This is a genomic window from Pseudomonas sp. SDO5591_S426, assembly GCF_054070755.1.
The window spans coordinates 1-17,236 of the sequence record NZ_JBSVXD010000125.1; the positions used below are offsets into that span (position 1 = coordinate 1).

The 17,236-nt window shown below is 61.3% G+C and carries 16 protein-coding genes; 9 read left to right on the top strand and 7 right to left on the bottom strand.

What is annotated here, in order from left to right; translation table 11 throughout:
- The first annotated feature begins 239 nt into the window (after positions 1-239).
- The 6 genes from ACW9JC_RS21160 to ACW9JC_RS21185 are packed head-to-tail and all read left to right on the top strand — an operon-like array spanning position 240 to position 7,085.
- Positions 240-1,199 carry an AAA family ATPase gene (locus ACW9JC_RS21160; RefSeq protein ID WP_003218556.1) on the top strand — a complete coding sequence of 320 codons (960 nt, stop codon included), beginning with the start codon at positions 240-242 and terminating at the stop codon, positions 1,197-1,199.
- A gap of 5 nt (positions 1,200-1,204) precedes the next feature.
- On the top strand, positions 1,205-2,149 hold the full coding sequence (locus tag ACW9JC_RS21165) for a DUF58 domain-containing protein (protein WP_338580647.1): 945 nt from the start codon (positions 1,205-1,207) through the stop codon (positions 2,147-2,149).
- Entirely contained in the window at positions 2,146-2,640 is a 495-nt protein-coding gene (locus ACW9JC_RS21170) for a DUF4381 domain-containing protein (protein WP_448107700.1), read from the top strand. Before ACW9JC_RS21165 ends, ACW9JC_RS21170 begins: the two co-directional genes overlap by 4 nt.
- Positions 2,633-3,712, top strand: coding sequence for a vWA domain-containing protein (locus ACW9JC_RS21175; RefSeq protein ID WP_457457338.1), 1,080 nt, complete (start codon positions 2,633-2,635; stop codon positions 3,710-3,712). Before ACW9JC_RS21170 ends, ACW9JC_RS21175 begins: the two co-directional genes overlap by 8 nt.
- The gene (locus ACW9JC_RS21180; RefSeq protein ID WP_457457340.1) at positions 3,709-5,448 is read left to right on the top strand and encodes a VWA domain-containing protein; all 1,740 of its coding nucleotides are present in this window, start codon (positions 3,709-3,711) and stop codon (positions 5,446-5,448) included. The genes ACW9JC_RS21175 and ACW9JC_RS21180 overlap by 4 nt, the downstream gene beginning before the upstream one ends.
- Positions 5,445-7,085, top strand: a complete 1,641-nt coding sequence (locus ACW9JC_RS21185; RefSeq protein ID WP_457457342.1) for a BatD family protein — start codon at positions 5,445-5,447, stop codon at positions 7,083-7,085. Before ACW9JC_RS21180 ends, ACW9JC_RS21185 begins: the two co-directional genes overlap by 4 nt.
- Positions 7,086-7,091: 6 nt before the next feature.
- Here the strand turns inward: ACW9JC_RS21185 and ACW9JC_RS21190 are convergent, their stop codons facing one another.
- Positions 7,092-8,675, bottom strand: coding sequence for an ABC-F family ATP-binding cassette domain-containing protein (locus tag ACW9JC_RS21190; RefSeq protein WP_457457344.1), 1,584 nt, complete (start codon positions 8,673-8,675; stop codon positions 7,092-7,094).
- A gap of 293 nt (positions 8,676-8,968) precedes the next feature.
- Here ACW9JC_RS21190 and ACW9JC_RS21195 point away from each other — a divergent pair, with 293 nt between their 5' ends.
- From ACW9JC_RS21195 to ACW9JC_RS21205, 3 genes are read left to right on the top strand one after another with little or no spacing between them, the layout of a single operon-like run.
- The gene (locus ACW9JC_RS21195) at positions 8,969-10,213 is read left to right on the top strand and encodes an exonuclease SbcCD subunit D C-terminal domain-containing protein (protein WP_338580636.1); all 1,245 of its coding nucleotides are present in this window, start codon (positions 8,969-8,971) and stop codon (positions 10,211-10,213) included.
- Complete coding sequence (locus ACW9JC_RS21200) at positions 10,210-13,851, top strand: AAA family ATPase (RefSeq protein ID WP_457457346.1); 3,642 nt, start codon at positions 10,210-10,212, stop codon at positions 13,849-13,851. Before ACW9JC_RS21195 ends, ACW9JC_RS21200 begins: the two co-directional genes overlap by 4 nt.
- Positions 13,848-14,444, top strand: a complete 597-nt coding sequence (locus ACW9JC_RS21205) for a glutathione S-transferase (protein ID WP_457457348.1) — start codon at positions 13,848-13,850, stop codon at positions 14,442-14,444. Before ACW9JC_RS21200 ends, ACW9JC_RS21205 begins: the two co-directional genes overlap by 4 nt.
- Before the next feature lie 3 nt (positions 14,445-14,447).
- Here the strand turns inward: ACW9JC_RS21205 and ACW9JC_RS21210 are convergent, their stop codons facing one another.
- The 6 genes from ACW9JC_RS21210 to ACW9JC_RS21235 all read right to left on the bottom strand — a co-directional run bounded on the left by ACW9JC_RS21210 (position 14,448) and on the right by ACW9JC_RS21235 (position 17,158).
- A complete protein-coding gene (locus tag ACW9JC_RS21210) occupies positions 14,448-14,705 on the bottom strand; it encodes a hypothetical protein (protein ID WP_448107693.1) in 258 nt (85 codons plus the stop codon).
- On the bottom strand, positions 14,702-14,914 hold the full coding sequence (locus ACW9JC_RS21215; protein ID WP_338586505.1) for a hypothetical protein: 213 nt from the start codon (positions 14,912-14,914) through the stop codon (positions 14,702-14,704). Before ACW9JC_RS21215 ends, ACW9JC_RS21210 begins: the two co-directional genes overlap by 4 nt.
- 115 nt (positions 14,915-15,029) lie before the next feature.
- Positions 15,030-15,155 (bottom strand): hypothetical protein, encoded by a 126-nt coding sequence (locus tag ACW9JC_RS21220; protein WP_256590244.1) that lies wholly within the window; start codon positions 15,153-15,155, stop codon positions 15,030-15,032.
- 208 nt (positions 15,156-15,363) lie between these two features.
- A complete protein-coding gene (locus ACW9JC_RS21225; protein WP_007941320.1) occupies positions 15,364-15,543 on the bottom strand; it encodes a hypothetical protein in 180 nt (59 codons plus the stop codon).
- Between the two features lie 156 nt (positions 15,544-15,699).
- Positions 15,700-16,869 (bottom strand): lactonase family protein, encoded by a 1,170-nt coding sequence (locus ACW9JC_RS21230; RefSeq protein WP_457457351.1) that lies wholly within the window; start codon positions 16,867-16,869, stop codon positions 15,700-15,702.
- Complete coding sequence (locus tag ACW9JC_RS21235) at positions 16,862-17,158, bottom strand: DUF5629 family protein (protein ID WP_457457353.1); 297 nt, start codon at positions 17,156-17,158, stop codon at positions 16,862-16,864. Before ACW9JC_RS21235 ends, ACW9JC_RS21230 begins: the two co-directional genes overlap by 8 nt.
- Positions 17,159-17,236 lie beyond the last annotated feature (78 nt).

A 17,236-nucleotide genomic window follows, 5' to 3' on the forward strand; every position in this document is an offset into this window, starting at 1 on the left:
GGTGTGAATGCGACTTGTGCAACACATTGATCACTGTGGGAGCTGGCTTGCCAGCGATGGGGCCGGAACTGCCGGCCCAAAACTCCCCCGCTTCAACAAACCAACAATTTCCCCATTCATTTCCCGCACTTTGCACAAAATGCCGTTAGTCGCCGCCCCCTGCGATGGATTAAAGTAACGCCCCCAGCCCTGGCGTATTACGCACGCCCTTGGCCACCCTTTTGCAGGAACAGTCATCGATGGAACATCGTGAAGCGCTGCTAGCGCTGCGAACCTTTCTTTCAACGCAGATTCTCGGCCAGGAAAAACTCATCGAGCGCTTGCTCATCGCCCTGCTTGCCGACGGCCACATGCTGGTCGAGGGCGCTCCTGGCCTGGCAAAGACCAAGGCCATCAAAGAACTCGCCGAAGGCATCGAAGCCCAGTTCCATCGCATCCAGTTCACCCCCGACCTTTTGCCTGCCGACATCACCGGCACGGAAATCTATCGTCCGGAAACCGGCAGTTTCGTGTTCCAGCAAGGTCCGATCTTCCATAACCTGGTGCTGGCGGACGAAATCAACCGCGCCCCGGCCAAGGTTCAGTCAGCACTGCTTGAAGCCATGGCCGAGCGTCAGGTCAGCGTCGGTCGTAGCACCTACGAGTTGTCGCCGCTGTTTCTGGTGATGGCCACGCAAAACCCCATCGAGCAGGAAGGCACCTATCCGCTGCCCGAAGCGCAGCTCGACCGCTTTTTGATGCACGTAAAAATTGGTTTCCCCGACGCCGCTGTCGAACGCCGCATTCTGCAACAGGCCCGTGGCGAAGCGCTGAATGGCGAAACCAAGCCCGAGCGCCGGGTCAGCCAGCAAGCTATTTTTGCCGCACGCAAGGAAATCCTCGGTTTGTACATGGCCGATGCCGTGGAGGAATACCTGGTGCAACTGGTCATGGCCACGCGCACGCCGGCCAAATTCGACCCGGAAATGGCCGAGTGGATCGCCTACGGCGCCAGTCCTCGCGGCTCCATAGCCCTCGACCGTTGCGCCCGTGCCCACGCCTGGCTGGCCGGGCGCGACTTTGTCAGCCCGGAAGACATTCAAGCCGTGCTGTTCGACGTGTTGCGCCATCGCATCATTCTTTCCTTTGAAGCCGAAGCCGCCGGCATCGATCAGGACCGGGTGGTCCAGCGGATTCTCGACGTCGTAGCCGTCGCTTGAGTCCGATGAACGCCAATCTGCCGCCCGAGCCGGGCATCCGCATCACGCTCGCCGAGCTGATCGAGATGCGCCACCGCGTGCGTGAAGTGCAGCTGTTTTCCACACCGAGCCAGCGCAGCCCGCTGATCGGCCTGCACCACTCCAAACTGCGTGGCCGGGGTGTGGATTTCGATCAGGTGCGGGTCTATCAGGCCGGCGACGACGTGCGCACCATCGACTGGCGCGTCACCGCGCGGACCCAGGAACCGCACACCAAGCTGTTCCATGAAGAACGCGAACGACCGATTTTCATCATGGTCGAGCAAAGCCGTCGGCTGTTTTTCGGCTCCGGGCTGATGTTCAAATCGGTACTGGCCGCCCAGGCCGCGAGCCTGATCGGTTGGGCTGCGCTCGGGCATAACGATCGGGTCGGCGGGCTGGTGTTCGGCGACAACGAGCACTACGAAATCAAACCCCGGCGCAGCAAACAGAGCCTGCTGCAATTGCTCAACCGTCTGGTGCGGGTCAATCAGTCGCTGCATAGCGAAAGCGAGCCGGACCGCGACGCCTTCGGTATCGCCCTGCGTCGCGCCCGGGAAGTGTCGCGACCGGGCAGCCTGGTGTTTGTGATCTGCGACGAACGCGCCCTCACGGAAAGTGCCGAGCAGCAGTTGAGCCTGTTGTCACGGCATTGCGACCTGTTGCTGTTGCCGGTGTCCGACCCGCTCGATCACGCCCTGCCCGCTGCCGGTTTGCTGCGTTTCGCCGAGCGCGGTGCGCAACTGGAACTCGACACACTCAATTACGACCTGCGCCAGACTTATCGCGCCCAGGCTGAAGCTCGGGTCGCCCGTTGGGAACTGCTCGCACAGAAACTGCGGGTGCTGCTGATTCCCTTGAGCACCCAGAGCGAGATGGTCGAACAACTGCGCGACTACCTGAACCCGCAGAAACCGGGGAAAGCTCGATGAACGGCCTCGAGCAATTGCAACCGCTGATCTCCCCGCCTCCGATCGCCTTCTGGCCGCCGGCGCCGGGCTGGTGGTTGCTGCTGTTGCTACTGCCTGCCATCGGCTTCGGCCTGTGGAAATTGCGGCGTTTCATCCCGCAGAAACGCCGTATCGTGCGCGCCGAACAACCGCTGGACCCGGCGCGCGTCGCTGCGCTGGCGGAGCTGGCGCTGATGCCCAAACCCTACGACGGCGCCCCCGCCGGTGCGTGGCTGCAGCAACTCAACGGCCTGCTCAAGCGCCTGTGCCGCAACCATTACCCGTACAGCCAGAGCCACACTCTCAATGGACGCAAATGGCTGGCCTTCCTCGACAACCGCTGCCCGGCCGCCGGCCTGACGCGCTGGATGGTGCTGGTGGAAGGCGCCTACAAACCCGAATGCAAACTCGACGACAAGGCGATTGCCGGCCTGACCCAAGCGGTCGATACCTGGATTCGCAAACATGTTTGAGTTCGCCTGGCCGTGGATCTTCGTCCTCTTGCCGTTGCCGTGGCTGATGCGCCTCGTGCTGCCGGTAGCCGACAGTGGCGAACCGGCGCTCAAGGTCAGTTTCCTCAGCGACCTCGAAGGCCTGGCCCGACGCCGCGCCCGGGCCAACCTGCCGGCCTGGCGCCAACAGGCACCGTTCCTGCTGCTGTGGCTGATGCTGCTGACTGCCGCCGCACGCCCGCAATGGCTCGGCGAACCGTTGCCGATTGCCGCCAGTGGCCGCGATCTGCTGGTGGCGGTGGACGTGTCCGGCTCGATGGATTTCCCCGACATGCAGTGGCAAGGCGAAGACGTCAGCCGCCTGGCGCTGGTGCAGAATCTGCTCGGTGACTTCCTCGAAAGCCGCGAGGGTGATCGGGTCGGCTTGATCCTGTTCGGCAGCCAGGCCTACCTGCAAGCGCCGCTGACCTTCGACCGGCACACCGTGCGCGTCTGGCTCGATGAAGCGCGCATCGGCATCGCCGGCAAGAACACCGCCATTGGCGACGCGATTGGCCTGGGCCTCAAACGCCTGCGACAGCGCCCGGCTCAGAGTCGCGTGCTGATTCTGGTGACCGACGGGGCCAACAACGGTGGCGAAATCGACCCGCTGACCGCCGCGCGCCTGGCGGCCAAGGAAGGCGTGAAAATCTACCCGATCGGCATTGGCGCCGATCCAGAGCAAACCGGCTCTCTGGGTTTCCTTGGCATCAATCCGAGCCTGGACCTCGACGAACCCGCCTTGCAGGCGATTGCCGACGCCACCGGCGGCCAGTATTTCCGTGCTCGCGACGGCCAGGAACTGCAAGGGATCAAGGACACCCTCGACCAACTGGAACCCGTGACCCAGCAACCGACCCAGGCCCGTCCAGCCCGGGCGTTGTATCACTGGCCATTGGCATTGGCGCTATTGCTCAGCATGTTGCTGGTCGCCCGCGTGCTTTGGCCGGACAACCCGTTGCAGCGTCTGTTTACCAAGGATCTGTTCTTGCAATCGCAAATGCCTGACTGGCGCCAGCGTCTCAAGCGCCTGCGTCTGCGGAGACGCCGATGAGCGAGTTCTGGCCCTTCTGGTTCCGCCCTTTTTGGCTGCTGTTGTTGCCGTTGCTGGGCTGGTTGCTGTGGCAACTCTGGCATCGACAGAAACGCGCCGGGCGCTGGCAGATGATTCTGCCGCCGGCCTTTCATGCGACGCTGCTGCGCGGCGGCAGCGGTCGTGACAGCAAGCTGCCTTGGGTGGCGCTGGGTGTGGCGTGGCTGCTGACCATATTTGCGTTGCTGGGGCCGAGCTGGGAGCGTGTCGAGCAAATCAGCCAGAAGCCTGCCGACCCCTTGGTGGTCATTCTGGAGCTGACCCCGGAAATGCTCGCCACCGACGTTCAGCCCAATCGCCTGGAACAGGCCCGGCGCAAACTCTTCGACTTGCTGCAAATTCGCAGCGATGCGCAGACCGCCATCGTGGTCTATGCGGGCAGCGCCCACACGCTGGTGCCGCTGTCGGACGACCTGGCCACCAGCCGCAATCTGCTGGATGCACTCAAGCCGTCGCTGATGCCAGAAGCCGGCCATCGCGCGGATCTGGCGGTGACCAAGGCCTTGGCCTTGCTGGAGCAAGCGGCATTGGGCGACGGCCGGATCTTGCTGATCGGATCGTCGCTGACGGATCAGGAACGCCAGGGCATTCGTCGCGCACTGAGCGACAAATCGACCCGGTTCCTGATGCTCGGCATCGGCACCGCCGAAGGCTCGCCGATCACTCAGGAGGATGGCAGTTTCCTCAAGGATGAACAGGGCGCGATTCTGGTGCCGCATCTGGACGAGCCCGGCCTCAAAGCCTTCGCCAATGATCTGGATGGACGCTATCGCCACGCGCGCCTGACCGACAGCGATCTGCGCGGCCTCGGCCTGCTCGACGGCCCGCGCCATCTGCGCAACGACGGCCAGACGCTGCGCCTCGACACTTGGGCCGACCAGGGTTACTGGCTGCTGTTGCCGCTGTTGTTGTTGGCGGCCTGCGCCGGTCGTCGCGGCTGGTTGCTGTGCCTGCCGCTGCTGCTGGCGCTGCCGCAACCGAGCTATGCTTTCGAGTTCCAGGATCTATGGCTGCGCCCCGACCAACAAGGCTTGCACCTGCTCAAACAGGACCACCCGGCCGAAGCCGCGCAGCACTTCGAAGATCATCAGTGGCAAGGCGTGGCCCTGTACGAGGCCGGCGATTACAGCGCTGCCGCCCAGCGGTTCGCCGAAGGCAACGATGCCCACGCCCACTACAATCGTGGCAACGCCCTGGCCAAGAGTGGTGAGCTGGAGGCCGCGCTGGATGCGTACGAACAGGCACTTGAACGTCAACCGGACTTGCGCCCGGCGTTGACCAACAAGGCACTGGTGGAAAATCTGCTCAAGCAGAAAACTGCGCCACCCGCCACCGAACCGGACAAGACCGCCGACGAAACCACCAAGCCCTCAGAACAGGAACCACCGCCGGGCGATGCGGCGCAACCGTCGACTGCCGGTGAACCGAAAGCCGCCGACCAACAGGCCAGCCACGAAACCGGCGAACCGTCGACAACCCCGCCGCGCCCCGGCGCCAATGAAGTCCCGGGCAGCGAACTGGGCGACGAACAACACACCACGCCCCCCATGCGCCCGGTCGGCGACAGCATCGAGGGCGAGCAGCAGCAGGCACTGGAGCAATGGCTGCGGCAGATTCCGGATGATCCGGGGGAATTGCTCCGACGCAAATTCTGGTACGAACAGCAACAACATCAGGATCAGGGAAAAACTCGATGACCCGCTTCACCGCCTTCATGTTCGCCACATTGCTGTGCACCTTCCAGGTCCACGCTGCGGAGCTGGTCGCCAGTGTCGACCGCACGCGCCTGAACTCCGGCGAGACGATCGAACTGACCCTGGAATCCAACGACGTGACGCAGTTCGGCAAGCCTGACCTGACGCCGCTGGAGCCACTGTTCGAAGTCCGTGGCACCCGCCAGGTCAACCAGTTGAACACGCTGAACGGCGACAACCGCGCCACCACTCGCTGGATCGTCACCCTGCTGCCGCTGCACAACGGCACCGTGGTGATCCCGTCGCTGAAACTCGGTGACATCCAGAGCCAGCCGATCACCGTGCAAGTGGTCGAGAGCGAAACCCAGGAAAACCCCAACAAACAGGCCGCGGTGTTCATCGACGCCAGCCTCGATCAAACCAGCGTGTACGTGCAGGCCCAGGCGATCCTGACCCTGCGTATCTACCATTCAGTGTCGCTGTACGACGACAGCAGCCTGCCACCGCTGCAAATCCCCGACGCCCGCATCGAACAACTGGGCGACTCGCGCACCTACGAAAAAGACATCAATGGCGTGCGTCACGGCGTAATCGAAATGCGCTACGCCATCTACCCGCAACACAGCGGCGAACTGATCATTCCCGGGCAGATCTTCAATGCCGCGCTGGTGGACGCACAACCCGCGCAGGACAGCGCATCGCAGGCGCCGAAGTCCGGCAAGCTGATGCGTGTCAGCTCCGGCGAACTGCTGCTGACGGTCAAGCCCAAACCCATCACTTACCCCGCTGACCTGCCGTGGCTACCGGCGCGCAGCCTGACGCTCAGCGAGACCTGGAATCCGGAGCCGGAGCACGTTCAGGTCGGTGATTCGCTGACCCGCAGCCTGACGGTGCAGGCCGAAGGCCTAGCCAGTACGCAACTGCCGCCGCTGCCCGGCACCGAAGCCAGTGGCTTGCGCCGCTATCCGGACCAACCGGTGCTGGGCAATCAGAACAGCGAACGTGGCCTGGTCGGCAGTCGCGAAGATCGCGAAGCGTTGGTGCCTTCCCGAAGCGGCTCAATCGAATTGCCGTCGGTCGAAGTGGTCTGGTGGAACACTTTCGAAGACCATCTGGAACACAGCAGCCTGCCCGCCAGAACCCTGCAAGTGGCGGTCAATCCGAGCCTGATGGTCGACACGCCGGCCGGCACTTCACAACTCAATGCCGCCGCCGACAGCGAAACGCTTTGGCGCTGGAAGCTCAGCACGCTGATCCTGGCGTGCACCACCCTGCTCGGCTTCGGCCTGTGGTGGCGAGCACGCTGGCAACCGGCAATCCTGCGCGCCGCGCAAACCGGCCCGAGCCCGCGCACCGTGCTCGACGAACTCAAGCGCGCCTGCCAGGCCAACGACTCCCACGCCACGCGCCAGGCCCTCGACGCCTGGGCCCGGCAACAACCGGAAACCCTGGCCGACATGGCCGCCCGCTTCGTCCCGCTGTCCGACGCCCTCGACGGCCTGAACGGCGCGCTGTACAGCGAAACCGGCCAGCACTGGCAAGGTGAAGAGCTGTGGCGGGCGATCCGCACGATCCCGATAGCCGAACGCGTCCAGGACCCGGTCGGCGACAGTGGCTTGCCGCCGCTTTATCCGAAGTGATTGTTTTTAGCTTTCGAGATGAAACTCAGCATCTAGATGAATAGCGTGTAAAAAAGCGCAATCGTGAGAAACCACGATCAATGCCCCTTGGTATTGATTCAGCATTTGCTCCAGCGCGATTCTACTGGGTAGATCCAAATGGTTATCCGGTTCGTCCAGCAACAGCAATTGCGGTGGCCGCCGTGCATACAACAGCGCAGCGAGCGCTATTTTCAGACGTTCGCCGCCACTTAACTGGCAGGTCTTGAGCATCGCACGGTCAGCATCAATCCCCATCTGCGCCAAGCGCGTTCGTGCCTCGGCTTCGGGCAATTCTGGATTGCTCTCGTAGAGCCATTGAACCGCCGTGCGTTCGGGGTACTGCAATCCGGCGTGTTGATCCAGCCAGCCGACATGGCAACTGCGGATGAGTTCGCCTTCGCGCACCAGCAGTTGGCCGGCGATCACTCGCAACAGAGTCGACTTGCCGCTGCCATTAGCGCCCAGGATTGACATGCGCATAGGCCCCGTCAACGTCAAATTGATCGGGGTCGCGTAACCGAACGGGAGAATGAGGTCGTTGAGCTGCACAATCAGCTTGCCATTGGGCACTACGCATTCAGGAGACAACATCATGCGTTGAATGTCCGGTGCACACCGCGCACGGGCCTCGGCGATCCGTTGCTGCTGCTGTTCCCGGGCCACCTGTTGATTGAGGCGCAATTTTCCCTGACTGTTTTCGCTGCGCTCTTTCTGGGCGTTGGTAATCAGCTTGGTCTGATTGCCGTCACGGGCCTGACGGTCGCCGCGCGCATTACGCCGCTGCTGACGCTCCATCTGCACGGCCATCTCACGTTGCTCGCGCTTGGCCTGCGCCCGTTCACCTTGCAATGCCGACTGGAACGACTGCTGTTCTTGCTCGCGTGCCGCCGCATATTGACTGTAGTTACCGCCATAAACCGCCAGCCCCAAGGGTGAAAGCTCGACAATTTCGTTCACGTGCTCCAGAAGGCCCCGATCGTGGCTGATCAACACCAGGCCGTTGGGCCAGCGATCGATCTGCTGCGATAACTTGTGTTGCTGATCAATATCCAGGTGATTACTGGGCTCATCCAGAATGAGCCAGTCAGCCCTGGATAACCACGCTCCCAGCAGCGCCACCCGTTGTCTCTCGCCACCACTGAGTGCGTCGGTGCGCGCGTTGGCATTCAAATGACCTAGACCGATCTGCTGCAGCTCCGCCTCAAGGCGTGCGGCGCAATCCCATTGATCGACCGCCAGCGAATGGTCGTCATCGTCGACGCTGCCTTGGGCAATGCGATCCAGCGCCGCCAGAATAGGGGCGACCCCGGCCAGTGCGGCAACGCTGGGATAGCGCTCGGGTTCCAGTAGCTGCGCCACGACGTAAACCCGCCCTTCGCGTCGGACGATGCCGCTTGTGGGCAGTTGCTCCCCCGTCAGGAGCCGGCCAAGCAAGGACTTACCACAGCCATTCGCGCCCACGATGCCGGTGGCTCTGGTACTGAAGGTGTGGTTCAAGTTATCGAACAGCACGCGCCCGTCGGACAGGTTGCACGACACATGATCAAGTTGCAGTAACCGTTGAGTCATAACACTTCCTTTTCATTCGGCCGGATAGGCACTGAACCACTCCCTGATGGTGCGCAACCAGACGTCCTGAGGGCCAAGATACGTCGACCACGTGCGCCACTCCAGCCATAACAAGATAGAAGGATTGCAACCTGCGAAAGTTCCTGCACTGAGATGCGTACTTGCTGTAGGACCTATCCGAGGCCAAGTTTATTTGCCTTCTGCATTCCCGACCTTTTGCCAGTAAACTCAGTCCCCTTTCGCCGCTGTCATTTGTTCTCGCGGCCATCACCTTTTATGTAGCGGAGTTCGCCTTGCGTCTGTTTCACACCTCCGACTGGCACCTCGGGCAGAACCTGCACGGGCAGGATCGCGATTTCGAGCACGGTTGTTTTCTCGACTGGCTGCTGCGTCAGCTCAAACTGGATCAGCCGGATGTGCTGTTGATCGCCGGCGATATCTTCGACACGGTCAACCCGCCGGTCAAAGCCCAGGAACGCCTGTACGACTTCATCGTCAGCGCCCACGAGCAGCAACCGTTACTGACCATCGTGATGATTGCCGGCAACCATGATTCCGGCTCGCGGATTGAACTGCCCGCGCCGTTGATGCGCCGTTTGCGCACCCATGCGTTGGGCCGGGTGTTGTGGCTGGACGACGGGCAACTCGACGCCGAACGCTTGCTGTTACCGCTGCCGAACGCAAAAGGTAAAACCGTCGCCTGGTGCCTGGCGTTGCCATTCCTGCGCCCGGCCGAAGTCACGGGTGCGCACTTGGGCGACAACTACCTGCGCGGCATTGGCCAGGTTCACGAGTGGCTGATCGAGGCGGCCAACGCCAAGCGCAAGAAGGGTCAGGCGCTGATCGCCATCAGCCATGCGCACATGGCCGGCGGTTCGGTGTCGGAAGACTCGGAACGCAGCCTGATCATCGGTAACGCCGAAGCCCTGCCCGCCAGCCTGTTCGGGCCGAGCATCAGCTACGTCGCCCTCGGCCACTTGCACAAACCGCAGAAGGTCAACGGCGAAGAGCGCATCCGCTACAGCGGCTCGCCCATTCCGCTGTCGTTCTCCGAGATCGGCTATCAACACCAGATTCTCGACATCAAGCTCGATGGCGAAACCCTGGTCAGCGTCGAGCCAAAACTGATCCCGCGCGCAGTCAATCTGCAACGCATCGGCCCGGCACCTTTGGCTGAGATCCTGCTGCAACTGGCCGACTTGCCAAACATCGACCTGTTGGCCGACTACCAGCGCCAGCCCTGGCTGGAAGTGCGGGTACGCCTCGACGAACCGCAACCCGACCTGCGCAATCAAGTGGAAACCGCCCTGCAAGGCAAGGCCGTGCGCCTGGTGCGTATCGCCGCCGAATACGCCGGCAACGGCAGTCGCGAAGGTGCCGAGGACGGTGTCGCGTTGATCGAACTGGACCAGCTCACGCCCCAGGAACTGTTTAGCCGCGCCTGGCAGGACAATTACGGCAGCGAGGTCGATGAGCAAACCCTCAAGGACTTTGCCGAGCTGCTGCAAGACGTACAGCTGGAGAGCGAACAGCCATGAAAATTCTCGCGATCCGCCTTAAAAACCTCGCCTCGCTGGCCGGGCCTTTTGAAATCGACTTCACCGCCGAACCGCTGGCCAGCGCCGGACTGTTCGCCATCACCGGCCCCACGGGCGCCGGTAAAAGCACCCTGCTCGACGCCTTGTGCCTGGCGTTGTTCGGCGCCGTACCGCGACTGAACAACACCGGGCGCGACGCCAAGGTGCCGGACGCCGATGGCGAAATCGGCACCGGCGACCCGCGCACCCTGCTGCGTCGCGGCACCGGCGAAGGCTATGCCGAAGTCGATTTCGTCGGCGTCGACGGTCGCCATTATCGCGCGCGCTGGGAAGCCAATCGCGCCCGGGAAAAGGCCGGCGGCAAGCTGCAAGCCAGTCGCCAGAGCTTGCGCGATATCGATCAGGATCAACTGCTGGCCAGCCAGAAAGGTGAATACAAGGCTCAGCTCGAAGCCGCGCTGGGACTGAACTTCGAACAATTCACCCGTGCCGTGCTGCTGGCGCAAAGCGAGTTCAGCGCGTTCCTCAAGGCCGATGACAACGACCGCAGCGAACTGCTGGAAAAACTCACCGACACCGCGCTCTACACCCGTCTCGGCCGTCGCGCCTTCGACAAGACCAAAGAAGCTCGCGAAGCCCACAAGCTGTTGCAGGATCAGGCCAGCGGTGTCACGCCGTTGGCGCCCGAAGCCCGGGCGGAACTGGATGAGCGCTTCAATGCGGCGCAACAACAGCTGAAACTCCAGCAGGCGCAACTCAAGCAGCTGGAATTGCAGCACACCTGGCTCAAGGAATTGCGCCAGCTACAGGACGCGCAACACAGCGCCACCGAGCAATTGCAATCGGCACAGACCCATTGGCAAAGCCTCGACGGCGAGCGCTTGAAGCTGACCCGCCTGGACCAACTGGCGCCGCAGCGGCACCAGTTCGCCCGCAAGGCCGAGGTCGATGCGTTGCTGTCACCGATGGCGGCGTTGATTGCCGAACAAACCCGGCAACAGGGTGAACTTGGCCAGCGTCAGACCGAACTGGAGCAACAGATCGGCGCTGCGCGCATCGCCTTGAATGAAGCGCAACAACAGCAGACCGACAGTGCGCCGCTGTTGCGTCAAGCCTTCGAAGCACAAAGCACCCTCGCCCGTCTGGCCAAAGACACCGCCCTCAGCGCCGAGGCAAAGCAAAGTGCCGAGCAGGCCTGCGCCCAAGGCCAGAGCACGATTCAAAACCTGCTCAATCAGCAAACCCAGGTCGCCGGGCACTTGCAGCGCATCGCCACCGAACTGGAGCAAAGTGTCCATCTGGCACCGTTGAGCGATGCCTGGAACGCCTACCGCGATCGCCTGCAACAGCTGATGTTGATCGGCAACCGACTGAATAAAGGCCAGGTCGAACTGGCCAGCCTCGAACAAAACGCCACGCGCACGGCACAGGAACTCTCTGCGCAGAAACAGCAGCTGGAAGTGTTGTTCAAGGAAGCCGGCGCCGAACCGGATGCCGTCGCCGAGCAGATCGGCATTCTCGGCAGCCTGTTGCAGGACAACCGCAAGCAACTGCGCGCCATCGAAGACCTGACGCGGTTGTGGGCCAGCCAGCAGGAACTGGACAAGCGCGGCGCCGAGTTGCAACAGCGTCAACTCAACGCGCAACAGGAACGCGAGCGGCTGACTCAGGACGGGGTAAAAACCAAGTCTGAACTGAGCGTCGCCGAGCAAACCCTCAGCGTCACCCGCGAACTGCTGGAACGCCAACGGCTGGCGCGCAGTGCCAGTGTCGAGGAGTTGCGCGCGCAGTTGCAGGATGATCAGCCGTGCCCGGTCTGCGGCAGCAACGAGCATCCGTATCATCAGCCCGAGGCGCTGTTGCAAAGCCTTGGCCGCCATGATGAAAGCGAACAGGCCAACGCGCAGAAAGCCGTCGACCTGCTCAAGGAAAAGCTCACTGAACTGCGTGCGGAAGTCGGTGGCTTGATCGCCCAGCAAAAGGAGTTGCTGCAACAGCAGGAGCAACTGGCGACCCAGCAACAAGCCCTGGCGCCAAGCCTTGAAGCGCACCCGTTGTCCGCCGCACTGCTGAATCAGGACGCCTCCAAACGTGACGCCTGGCTCGCCCAGCAAAACAGCCAGCTGAACCAAAGCATCAGCCAGGATGAGCAACGACAAACCGCCCTGCTCACCCTGCAACAGGATGCGGCGCGCCTGACTCAGCAACTGCGCCACGCCGAAACCGCGCACCAGCAAGCGGCCCGGCACCTGGACAATCAGCAGCGCGAACTCGCTAGCGACCGTGCGCGTCTGGACGACGAACTCAACGCATTCGCCAGCCTGCTGCCCGCCGAGACGCTGGAGGCATTGCGCATCGAGCCAGCTGCGACCTTCATGCAGCTCGACCGCCAGATCGCCGAGCGTCTGGCACAACTCGATCAGCAGAAGGAAGAGCTGGCCGAACAGCAACAGCGCCAGCAAATCCTCGAGAAGGAACAGGACCGGCAACAAACCCGCGTGCAGCAACTGCAAGTCGCCGAGCAACAGTTCAACGCACTGGCTGAACAACAGCAGGCGAGCCAGCAAACACTTGCGCAGTTACTCGGTTCACACAGCAGCGCCGAGCATTGGCAGCAGCAACTGGAACAAGCCGTGGAAACCTCACGCGGCACAGAAGCCACGACCGCCCAGACGCGGCAAAGCGTCCTCACGCAACAGGTGCAAATCGCCGCCGAACTCAAGGCGCAGCAAGAACGGTTGCAAGCACTGCAAAACGAGGAACGTGATCTTGTCGGCAAAATCGCTGACTGGCGCGCCCGCCATCCGGAACTGGATGACGGTGGCCTCGAAGACCTGCTGCGGGTCGACGACGCTCACGTCAGCGAGTTGCGCCAACGCTTGCAGCACGCCGAAAAAGCCGTCGAACAAGCCAGCGTCCTGGTGCAGGAGCGCGACAAGGTTTTGCTCGATCATCAAGCGCAGCACAACGGCAATCTCGACGCCGAACAACTCGACAGCGCCCTCGCCGAATTGCAAAACCAGTACGCGGTCAGTGAGCATCTCTGCGCTGAACTACGCGCTGAACAGGCCGAAGACCAGCGTCGACAGAATGCCAATCAGGCCCTGGCGCAACAAATTGCCGACGCCTACGCCGAGTTCCAGCGCTGGGCGCGCCTGAATGCGTTGATCGGTTCCGCCACCGGCGACACCTTCCGCAAGATCGCCCAGGCCTACAACCTCGACCTGTTGGTGCACCACGCCAACGTCCAGTTGCGGCAACTGGTGCGGCGCTATCGCCTCAAGCGTGGCGGCAGCATGCTCGGATTGCTGGTAATGGACACCGAGATGGGTGACGAACTGCGTTCAGTGCATTCGCTGTCCGGTGGCGAAACCTTCCTGGTGTCGCTGGCGCTGGCGCTGGGCCTGGCGTCGATGGCGTCGAGCACGCTGAAAATCGAATCGCTGTTCATCGACGAAGGCTTCGGCAGCCTCGACCCGGAATCGCTGCAACTGGCGATGGACGCCCTCGACGGCTTGCAGGCGCAGGGGCGCAAGGTCGCGGTGATTTCCCACGTACAGGAAATGCACGAGCGCATTCCGGTGCAGATTCAGGTTCGACGCCAGGGCAACGGCCTGAGCACGCTGGAGGTGAAATGATCACGCTGTACTCGTTCCGCCGCTGCCCGTACGCCATGCGGGCGCGCATGGCCTTGCGTTACGCGGAGGTTGCCGTGGACATTATTGAAGTCAGCCTGAAGGCCAAGCCCGCCGAGATGCTCGCGTTGTCGAGCAAGGGCACGGTGCCGGTGCTGAATACTGGTGATCAGGTCATCGATGAAAGCCTGGAAATCATGCGCTGGGCCGTGGCGCAGAACGATCCGCAGGACTGGTTGCTCAAGGATGATCCGCAAGGACAAGCGCAAATCACCGCGCTGATCGAAGAGAACGATCAGGCCTTCAAGGTGCATTTGAACCGCTACAAGTACGCCGAACGCTATCCGGAGCAACCCATGGAGGCTTATCGCGCCGAGGGCGAAGTGTTCTTGCGCAAGCTCGATGAGTTACTGCAAAGACATGACTACTTGCTGGCCGACCATCCAAGCCTGGCCGATGTGGCGCTGATGCCGTTCATACGGCAGTTCGCCCACGTCGACCGCGAGTGGTTCGCGCAGACGCCCCATCGGCGTTTACAGGCATGGTTGCAGCGGTTTCTGGAGTCAGAGTTGTTCACATCGGTGATGAAGAAGTAAGCATTACGCCAACACTTCACACATTCCGATTACCGAGCAATCCACCTCGAACGGCCCGAAAAACCCGCTTTCAGGTTCGACCGGCGGGTTACCGGCCAGCATCCCCATGCCCTTGGCGGTCTCGATGCTGCGCGCAATGTTGTGGTTGGCCTCGATGGCTCGTGCCACCCCACCTATCGAACCCTGACCGATCCCCAGCAAGGAAAATCCATTGGTGATGAATGCCAGGAAGGCGATCACCAAAAGTTTGCATCTGTTCATGCTCCGCCGACTCCTGCGAGATCAGCCTGATCGACCATCGCTTGTTGGGCGCGGTGTTCAAACTGGATGCCAGGATGGGCGACTTGGATCGGCGCTTCGAAGGTTTGTTGCGACTGCGGCGAAAGACTGATGACCAGCACCATGACCAGGTAAAGACCGATAGCCACATAGGCGCCGCGTTTGGCAGAAGTGATGATTGCATGGGCCATGATGAACTCCGTGGACATGTTTCAGAGTCCAAAGAATCATTCAAAACAGCCCCGAGAACCAACGAGTCTCATCTATAGCGAATATCAACTTCGTTGATCATTGAGCGAGACTATTTCAGTCTTCAATAAAACTAATCATGCGCTCGCGGGCAGCGTCAGGTTCGCCGGAAATTGGCTCTGCAGCCGACAGGATTGGAGTGGAATAGAGGAACAGCAGCACCACGGCCAGACGCATCGCCATATTGTCGATCCTTTTCTTGAGAAGGAGTCAATAAATCCGCGTCAAATTTAAACCGATGGCCATGTGATATCAAGCAATACCTTGATGGCAATTTGATGGTGTCGCAAACACGTTATGCAGGAGCGACATCACTTCAACGCTTTGCGAGACATCAAGACTCGATCGGCAAGTGACTTCGCTCCTGCATAAAGGGTGCAGGGAATAACTTTCAGTGTTGGGCTTTGTGATCCAGCGCAGCGTAGAAGTTGGCGCTTTGTTGCAGGTATTTCTGGGTGTAGCTCTGGGTGTGGGATTTTTTGTCGCTGATTTCAACGTTGGCACTGGCTGGCAATGCAACAGTGGCGGAGATAGCGGAAGCGGCGATTACGGAGAAGAGATTGAAGTTCATGCGGGTATTCCTCGAAGTCAGTTGGCTTGCTTGCCCGGTGGGGCCGTGAAGCAAACTTAACCTTCGAGGAACGAAGCCTTGAAATGCTTTGTAGCATTACCAAATATCAGCATCATTGATAGAAAGGCTCAGGCCCCGCAAACCGGGGCCTGCGGCCTATTGTCGCAGTAGAAACTTCAGGTCGCTCGGCGCGTCCATCGGCAGTTTTTGCACGGTTTTGCCCAGCAGACCGGTCTTGGCATCGCGCTCGACGACGACAATCTGGTTGCTTTTCTGGTTGGCGATCAACACGAACTTGCCACTCGGATCGAGGCTGAACTCACGCGGATGATCGCCCTCCACCGCTCTGCGTTGCAGCTCCTTGAGATGACCCGTCGCCGGATCGATGGCGAACACCAGCAACTGATTGGCGGTGCCACGGTTGCTCACGTACAGGAATTTGCCGTCAGCTGAAGTGTGCAACGCGGCAGCCGCTTTGTCGGACACGGGCTGGCCGGCAGCCAATTCGACCATTTGCGTCTGCTCAAGCTTACCGTCGCGGTAATCGAATACGGCCACCTGGGCGCTCATTTCCATGGTCAACCAGGCGTGTTTGCCATCGGCGCTGAACAGCAGATGGCGCGGACCGCTGCCGGGTGGCAACTGGACAAATGCCGGTGTGGCGGGAGTCAGCGGCAGGTCGGGATTGGCCTTGGGGTCGAAACGGTAGACAAATACCTTGTCCGCGCCCAAGTCATTGGAGAACACAAACTTGCCATCGGGCGAAGGGACCGTCGAATGCACATGCGCCGACATCTGCCGCTCGGGATTGACCCGGCTGGCCGGATGGCTGCTCATCTGCACCACCGGCTTGAGCGCGCCATCGGCGCCGATCGGCAGCACCGCCAGGGTTCCGCCCGGATCTTCGGCCACCGAGTAATTGCTGACGAACAAATGGCTCGCATCAGTGCTGAGACTTGAATGCGTCGGCTCGTTGCCCAGGCTCTGCACTTGATTGATCAGCCTCAGTTCATGGGTCTTGGGGTCGATGGCGAAGCTGCTGACGCGCCCTACCGGATCGGTCTGGCCGGGGCCATTTTCGTTGACCACGAACAGCTGTCGCTGATCTTTGGAAAGGGTCAGCCAGGACGGGTTTTCGCTTTTGATCACTTGCAACGGCTTGGCGTTGATCTGCCCGGTGGCGCTGTCGAAGTTCAGCCGATAGATGCCTTGGCTTTGCCCGGCGGTGTACGAACCTACGAGCAGTTGATAGTCATCGGCGCAAGCGGCTTGAACGCCCATCGCGCCGATGCTGCCGGCCATCAGCAGCGGCCAGAGATTACGCATCGTCCTGGTCATCATCTTCGTTGTCGCCGCTGATCACGTCGCCCAGGCACACCAGTCGGTGTTCGCCTGAATCACCGGTGATCAACCAGCTTTGTAGAGTGGTGTCGAAGGTTGCGGCCTGGATCTGCGCCGGGGTGAATTCCCAGTGTTTGGCCGCACGGCCATCCATGCATTCAATGTGCAGGTTATCGAACTCATCGAGAGCGAATTCGAAGGCATGCAGCCCGTCGATTTCCACCATTCCGCAGTGTTCGAGGGCGTTGAGCAAGGTGTCGGTTGGGGCAGTCATGGCAGTCAATCTTTGAATGGGAAAGACGCAATGATAGCTCAATGTTCCCTACTCTCCCCTGTAGGAGCTGCCGAAGGC

What these genes read in the sequence shown, in the direction of transcription:
- ACW9JC_RS21160 (WP_003218556.1), top strand. Translation starts at nt 240, where the DNA reads ATGGAACATCGTGAAGCGCTGCTAGCGCTGCGAACCTTTCTTTCAACG.
- ACW9JC_RS21165 (WP_338580647.1), top strand. Translation starts at nt 1,205, where the DNA reads ATGAACGCCAATCTGCCGCCCGAGCCGGGCATCCGCATCACGCTCGCC.
- ACW9JC_RS21170 (WP_448107700.1), top strand. Translation starts at nt 2,146, where the DNA reads ATGAACGGCCTCGAGCAATTGCAACCGCTGATCTCCCCGCCTCCGATC.
- ACW9JC_RS21175 (WP_457457338.1), top strand. Translation starts at nt 2,633, where the DNA reads ATGTTTGAGTTCGCCTGGCCGTGGATCTTCGTCCTCTTGCCGTTGCCG.
- ACW9JC_RS21180 (WP_457457340.1), top strand. Translation starts at nt 3,709, where the DNA reads ATGAGCGAGTTCTGGCCCTTCTGGTTCCGCCCTTTTTGGCTGCTGTTG.
- ACW9JC_RS21185 (WP_457457342.1), top strand. Translation starts at nt 5,445, where the DNA reads ATGACCCGCTTCACCGCCTTCATGTTCGCCACATTGCTGTGCACCTTC.
- ACW9JC_RS21190 (WP_457457344.1), bottom strand. Translation starts at nt 8,675, where the DNA reads ATGACTCAACGGTTACTGCAACTTGATCATGTGTCGTGCAACCTGTCC.
- ACW9JC_RS21200 (WP_457457346.1), top strand. Translation starts at nt 10,210, where the DNA reads ATGAAAATTCTCGCGATCCGCCTTAAAAACCTCGCCTCGCTGGCCGGG.
- ACW9JC_RS21205 (WP_457457348.1), top strand. Translation starts at nt 13,848, where the DNA reads ATGATCACGCTGTACTCGTTCCGCCGCTGCCCGTACGCCATGCGGGCG.
- ACW9JC_RS21210 (WP_448107693.1), bottom strand. Translation starts at nt 14,705, where the DNA reads ATGAACAGATGCAAACTTTTGGTGATCGCCTTCCTGGCATTCATCACC.
- ACW9JC_RS21215 (WP_338586505.1), bottom strand. Translation starts at nt 14,914, where the DNA reads ATGGCCCATGCAATCATCACTTCTGCCAAACGCGGCGCCTATGTGGCT.
- ACW9JC_RS21220 (WP_256590244.1), bottom strand. Translation starts at nt 15,155, where the DNA reads ATGGCGATGCGTCTGGCCGTGGTGCTGCTGTTCCTCTATTCCACTCCA.
- ACW9JC_RS21225 (WP_007941320.1), bottom strand. Translation starts at nt 15,543, where the DNA reads ATGAACTTCAATCTCTTCTCCGTAATCGCCGCTTCCGCTATCTCCGCC.
- ACW9JC_RS21230 (WP_457457351.1), bottom strand. Translation starts at nt 16,869, where the DNA reads ATGCGTAATCTCTGGCCGCTGCTGATGGCCGGCAGCATCGGCGCGATG.
- ACW9JC_RS21235 (WP_457457353.1), bottom strand. Translation starts at nt 17,158, where the DNA reads ATGACTGCCCCAACCGACACCTTGCTCAACGCCCTCGAACACTGCGGA.